Below are 5,768 nucleotides of genomic sequence, written 5' to 3'. Positions count from 1 at the left end.
GCCATCGATTGCGGCGCCGAGCCCGGCCGCACCTTCGCCGCCGAGCGCGCGAGCGAGGCGGCGAGCGTCTTCGACGCGGCGGTGGCGCACGTGAAGGATCTGCAGGGATCCGGTCATCACGTGATCCTCGGATCCTGGTCCGAAGGCTCGCGCGACCGGCTCTGCGGCGTGCTCGCCGACCACGGCCTCAGGAAGCCGATGGCGATCTCGCGCCTGTCGGACGTCTACGCGCTGAAGCGCGGCACCGACGTCGCCGTCGCGGTCTGGGGCCTCGAATCGGGCTTCACCGCCGGCCAGCTCGCCGTGATCTCGGAAGGCGACATCCTCGGCGACCGGCTGGTGCGCCAGAAGCGGAAGTCCAAGCGCCCGCAGGACGTCATCCTGGAGGTGCAGGCGCTTCAGCCCGGCGACCTCGTCGTGCACGCCGACCACGGCATCGGCCGGTTCGTCGGCCTGAAGACGGTGACGGCGGCCGGCGCCCCGCACGATTGCCTGGAGCTGCAATACGCCACCGGCCTGCTGCTGCTGCCGGTGGAGAACATCGAGCTCCTGACCCGCTACGGCTCCGAGGATTCCGAGGTGGCGCTGGACCGTCTCGGCGGCGCCGGCTGGCAGGCCCGCAAGGCGCGGATGAAGAAGCGCATCCTCGAGATGGCCGGCGAGCTCATCAAGGTCGCCGCCCAGCGCTTCGTGCGGCAGGCGCCGCGGCTGGTGCCGCCCGAGGGCCTCTACGGCGAGTTCGCCGCCCGCTTCGCCTTCGAGGAGACCGAGGACCAGGCCAACGCGATCGAGGCGGTGCTCTCGGACCTCAACGAGGGCCGCCCGATGGACCGGCTCGTCTGCGGCGACGTCGGCTTCGGCAAGACCGAGGTGGCGCTCCGCGCCGCCTTCGCCGCCGCGATCTCCGGGCGGCAGGTGGCGGTGGTGGTGCCGACCACCCTGCTCGCGCGCCAGCATTTCCGCACCTTCGCCGAGCGCTTCAAGGGCCTGCCGATCCAGGTGGCGCAGCTGTCGCGCTTCGTCGGCGCGGCCGAGATGAAGCAGACCCGCGCCGGGCTCGCCGACGGCACCGTCGACATCGTGGTCGGCACCCATGCGGTGCTGGCCAAGACCATCGCCTTCAAGGACCTCGGCCTGATCATCGTCGACGAGGAGCAGCATTTCGGCGTCAGCCACAAGGAGCGCCTGAAGGCGCTGCAGGCCGACGTGCACGTGCTGACGCTCTCGGCCACCCCGATCCCGCGGACGCTGCAGCTGGCGATGACGGGCGTGCGCGACCTCTCGATCATCGCGACCCCCCCGGTGGACCGCCTGGCGGTGCGCACCTTCGTGACGCCGTTCGATCCGCTGACCATCCGCGAGGCGCTGCTGCGCGAGCGCTACCGCGGCGGCCAGTCGTTCTACGTGGTGCCGCGGATCGAGGATCTGGCCGAGGTGAAGCGCTTTCTCGACACCGAGATGCCCGAGACTACGGTGGCGGTCGCCCACGGGCAGATGGCGGCGGGCCAGCTCGAGGACGTGATGACCGCGTTCTACGAGGGCAAGTACGACGTGCTGCTCTCGACCACGATCGTCGAATCCGGTCTCGACATCCCCACCGCCAACACGCTGATCGTGCACCGGGCCGACATGTTCGGCCTGGCCCAGCTCTACCAGCTCCGCGGCCGCGTCGGACGCTCCAAGGCCCGCGCCTACGCCCTGTTCACGACGCCGGCCAACCGCACCCTGAGCGCCCAGGCCGAGCAGCGCCTCACCGTGCTGCAGACGCTCGACACGCTCGGCGCCGGCTTCCAGCTGGCCTCCCACGACCTCGACATCCGCGGCGCCGGCAACCTGCTCGGCGACGCGCAGTCCGGCCACATCAAGGAGGTCGGCTACGAGCTCTACCAGCAGATGCTGGAGGACGCGGTCACCGCGCTCAAGGCCGGCTACGAGGAGCCGGTGGAGGAGGCGTGGTCGCCGACCATCGCGCTCGGCGCCCCGGTCACCATCCCCGAGACCTATGTCGAGGATCTCGGCGTGCGGCTCGCCCTCTACCGCCGGCTCTCGACCCTGGAGAACGACGCCGAGATGGAGGCGTTCGGCGCCGAGCTGATCGACCGCTTCGGGCCGCTGCCGCCGGAGGTGGAGCAGCTGCTCAAGATCGTGACGATCAAGATCCTGTGCCTGGCCGCCAACATCGCCAAGGTCGAGGCCGGGCCGAAGGGCGTCGTGGTCCACTTCCGCGACAAGTCGTTCGCGAACCCGCAGGGGCTGGTCGCCTACGTCGCCGAGCAGGCCTCGTTCGCGAAGGTCCGGCCCGACATGAGCGTGGTCTTCATCCGCGAGCTCGACTCGATCCCGGCCCGGCTCAAGACCGCGACGCAGGTGGTGCGGGCGCTGGCAGGGATCGCCGAGCGCGGGGGGAAGAAGAAGGCGGCGTAAGCGCCGCTCAGCGCGTCGCCAGGGCCTGCGAGGCGTCCGGTCGGGATGCGTCCAGGCGCGGCGTCGCCGGCTGCGGGGCCTTCGGATGCAGCGCGCCGAGCGAGCCGGTCGGCAGGTTCGACGAGCCTTCGGCCAGCGCCTCCTGTCCGCCGAAGGCCGTGCCCTCTTGGCCGAGCTTCTCCGCGTGGGCGAACAGCGCCTTCATGTAGCGCTGGTCGAACGGGGCCGGCGAGGTGTCGGTGAAGCGGTCGTCGATCTCGGCGACCTTCAGGTCGATGGATTCGCGGCGGGCGAAGGCGTCGGCCAGCGCCAGGGCGTCGCGCGTCTGCGCCTTGATCGCCGACGACATCGCCCGGCCGAGCACCGAGAGCGTGGTGTGCGTCGCCATCTGGAAGTACGGCGCGAGCTTGTTGTTGACGACGAGGTAGACCGTCCGGGCCGGGATCCTGACCCCGCCGGCACCCGTCTGCGCCGCGATCAGCGCCGGCTTCGGCGCGAGGAAGAACGGCGCCGTGGTGCCGCCGTCGACGTGCATCTCCTGGATCGTCTTGCCCTGGTTCGTCTTGCCGTCGACGGTCGTCGAGTCGATCGAGACGGGCGGGAACACGCCCGGCACGGCGGACGAGGCCAGCACGATCGACCGGAACAGGTTCAGCGCCTTGTCGTCGCCGATCGTCGCGATCGCGCCCATGTCCCACAGCACCGGGCGCTCGGTGTCGAGCTCGGTGGTGGCGACCAGCAGGCGCCGGCCCTTGGCGTGCTCGGCGGCGATCGCCTTGAGCAGGCGCGGCGTCACCGCCTTCTCGATCCGGCGCTTGAGCGGCCAGGTGTCGGTCAGGGCCTCGGCGGAGCCGCCGAACTCGAACACGTCCGCCGCCGAGACCGTGGTGTAGGCCTCGCGCAGAGCGGCATCGCCGGCGGCACCGATGAAGGCGAAGGGGGCGATCAGGGCGCCCGTCGAGACGCCGGTGATCACGCCGAAGGCCGGGCGGCGCCCGCTCGCGCTCCAGCCGGAGAGGAGGCCCGCGGCGAAGGCGCCGTTCTCGCCGCCGCCGGACAGCACGAGCCAGGGGTCGGCCGCCGCGGACGCCCCGTCGATCAGCGCCTGGAAGGCCTGCCCGTCGTCGCCGGCGATGCGGATCGCGCCCTTCAGGGCGGCAGGACGCGCCGTCGCGATCTCGCCGGCGGTGAACGCCGTGCGCTCGGTGCGTTTGGCAGTATCCGATCCGGCACGGGAAAGGTCAGGCGCACCGATTCCAAGTGCGAGGATCGTCGCGCAAAGCGCGAGCTGACGCGTCTTCGAAGAGGGCATAGCCCGTTTCCCGATACCGATTGACCCGCCTCGTTTCGAAAACGCTGCGCCGTCCGCGGTGTTCCCGCAACCGGGCACGACCACCGAGCCGGCCGCGCCGTTCGTGCGGCAGCGCACCATGACGCTTGCCACGCGGATCGCTTTACGCCGGGCCTGTGCTTGCACTAACCGGACGAACCGGTCCGTCACGCCGACTCGGCAAGCCGACCTGCAACGAGGTTCTTCCATGAAACTGCCGCGCCGCTTCTTCCAGCCGCTCGCCGCCGGCGCGCCCGAGCCCTTCCGCGAGCTGCCGGTGCGGCTGGAGCGGATGATCCACTTCGTGCCGCCCCACAACGACAAGGTCCGCGCCCGCGTGCCGGAGCTCGCGCCGACCGTCGACGTCGTGCTCGGCAACCTCGAGGACGCGGTGCCGATGGACCAGAAGGAGGCGGCCCGGAAGGGCTTCGTCCAGATGGCGCAGGCGACCGACTTTGCGGCGACCGGCACCGGCCTGTGGAGCCGCATCAATGCCCTGAACTCGCCCTGGTTTCTCGACGACCTGTTCGAGCTCGTGGCCGCCGTCGGCTCGAAGCTCGACGTGGTGATGATCCCCAAGGTCGAGGGCCCGTGGGACATCCACTACGTCGACCAGCTGCTCGCCCAGCTCGAGGCGCGCCACGGCGTGACGAAGCCGATCCTGATCCACGCGATCCTGGAGACGGCCGAAGGCGTCGCCAACGTCGACGCCATCGCCTGCGCGTCGCCCCGCATGCACGGCATGAGCCTCGGCCCCGCCGACCTGGCGGCGTCCCGCGGCATGAAGACCACCCGCGTCGGCGGCGGCCACCCGGAATACCGCGTGATCGCCGACCCGGCCGGCGAGGGCGTCGCCCGCGCCTCCGCCCAGCAGGACCTCTGGCACTACACCATCGCGAAGATGGTCGACGCCTGCATGGCCAACGGCATCAAGGCCTTCTACGGCCCGTTCGGCGACTTCTCCGACGGCCCGGCCTGCGAGGTCCAGTTCCGCAACGCCTTCCTCATGGGCTGCGCCGGCGCCTGGACGCTGCATCCGAACCAGGTCGCCATCGCCAAGCGTGTCTTCGCCCCCGATCCGGACGAGGTGGCCTTCGCCGCCCGCATCGTCGCGGCGATGCCCGACGGCACCGGCGCGGTGATGCTCGACGGCAAGATGCAGGATGACGCCACCTGGAAGCAGGCCAAGGTCATCGTCGACCTGGCCAAGCTCGTGGCGGCCAAGGACCCGGAGCTGGCCGCGGTGTACAAGCTCGGCTGATGACCAGACCTCGATGAGCCCGACGCATCGAGGCTTGGCCCCCGCGACCGCGGGGCGGCGGCTCTCCGCCGGACCTCACGGGTTCTCGCCCATGAGGTCCGGCATGAGCCGTCACGGCCCGAACCGGCTTCGGTAATCCTGCGGCAGCGCAGCGACGAGCCGCAGGAAGCTGCGGCGCATGGTTTCCTCCGAGCCGAAGCCGCAGGCCTGCGCGATGCGCTTCACCGGGCGCCTGGTCTCGGACAGCGCCCGTTGCGCCGCCTCCACCCGCAGGCGCTCCACCCCCTTGGCCGGCGTCAGCCCGGTCGCCGCGCGGTAGTGCCGGCCGAGGCTGCGCTCGCTCATGCCCGCCACCGCCGCCAGCGCCGGAAGCGAGAGGTCGCCGGCCAGGTTCTCCCGGATCCAGGCATGGAGGGCGTCGAACCGGTCGTCGCCGGCCTGGAGCGCGAGCGCCGCGCTGAACTGCGCCTGCCCGCCGGGGCGCTTGAGGAACATCACGAGATGGCGGGCGACGCCGAGCGCCAGCGCACGGCCGAGATCCTGTTCCACCAGCGCCAGCGCCAGGTCGATGCCGGCGGTGATCCCCGCCGAGGACCAGACTGGGCCGTCCTGCACGAAGATCGGGTCCGGCTCGACGCGCGCCAGCGGATAGAGCTCGGCGAGCCGCTCGCAATGGGCCCAGTGGGTGGCCGCCCGGCGCCCGTCGAGGAGCCCTGCCGCCCCGAGCAGGAAGGCGCCGGTGCAGACCGAGGC

The 5,768-nt window shown here is 71.4% G+C and carries 4 protein-coding genes; 2 read left to right on the top strand and 2 right to left on the bottom strand.

Going from position 1 to position 5,768, the window contains the following annotated elements:
• Window positions 1-2,424: transcription-repair coupling factor (gene mfd / locus FV223_RS18405; RefSeq protein WP_147728378.1), on the top strand; the 2,424-nt coding region annotated here is incomplete at its 5' end.
• A 7-nt stretch (window positions 2,425-2,431) separates the two neighbouring features.
• On the opposite strand, the gene FV223_RS18400 is transcribed toward mfd, so the two are convergent.
• Complete coding sequence (locus FV223_RS18400; protein WP_147728377.1) at window positions 2,432-3,736, bottom strand: patatin-like phospholipase family protein; 1,305 nt, start codon at window positions 3,734-3,736, stop codon at window positions 2,432-2,434.
• 226 nt (window positions 3,737-3,962) lie between these two features.
• Here FV223_RS18400 and FV223_RS18395 point away from each other — a divergent pair, with 226 nt between their 5' ends.
• Window positions 3,963-5,015, top strand: coding sequence for a CoA ester lyase (locus FV223_RS18395; RefSeq protein ID WP_147728376.1), 1,053 nt, complete (start codon window positions 3,963-3,965; stop codon window positions 5,013-5,015).
• A 111-nt stretch (window positions 5,016-5,126) separates the two neighbouring features.
• Here the strand turns inward: FV223_RS18395 and FV223_RS18390 are convergent.
• Window positions 5,127-5,768 (bottom strand): helix-turn-helix domain-containing protein (locus tag FV223_RS18390; RefSeq protein ID WP_147728375.1); only part of this gene is annotated, 642 nt, incomplete at its 5' end.

The sequence above is a fragment of the Methylobacterium sp. WL116 genome (assembly GCF_008039455.1).
GTDB lineage: Bacteria > Pseudomonadota > Alphaproteobacteria > Rhizobiales > Beijerinckiaceae > Methylobacterium.
The sequence above is the reverse complement of the archived record's forward strand: the minus strand, read 5'-3'. Positions and strand labels throughout refer to the sequence as shown.

Excerpts from the sequence above, each read along its gene's own strand:
- FV223_RS18400 (WP_147728377.1), bottom strand. The coding sequence starts at position 3,736 with ATGCCCTCTTCGAAGACGCGTCAGCTCGCGCTTTGCGCGACGATCCTC.
- FV223_RS18395 (WP_147728376.1), top strand. The coding sequence starts at position 3,963 with ATGAAACTGCCGCGCCGCTTCTTCCAGCCGCTCGCCGCCGGCGCGCCC.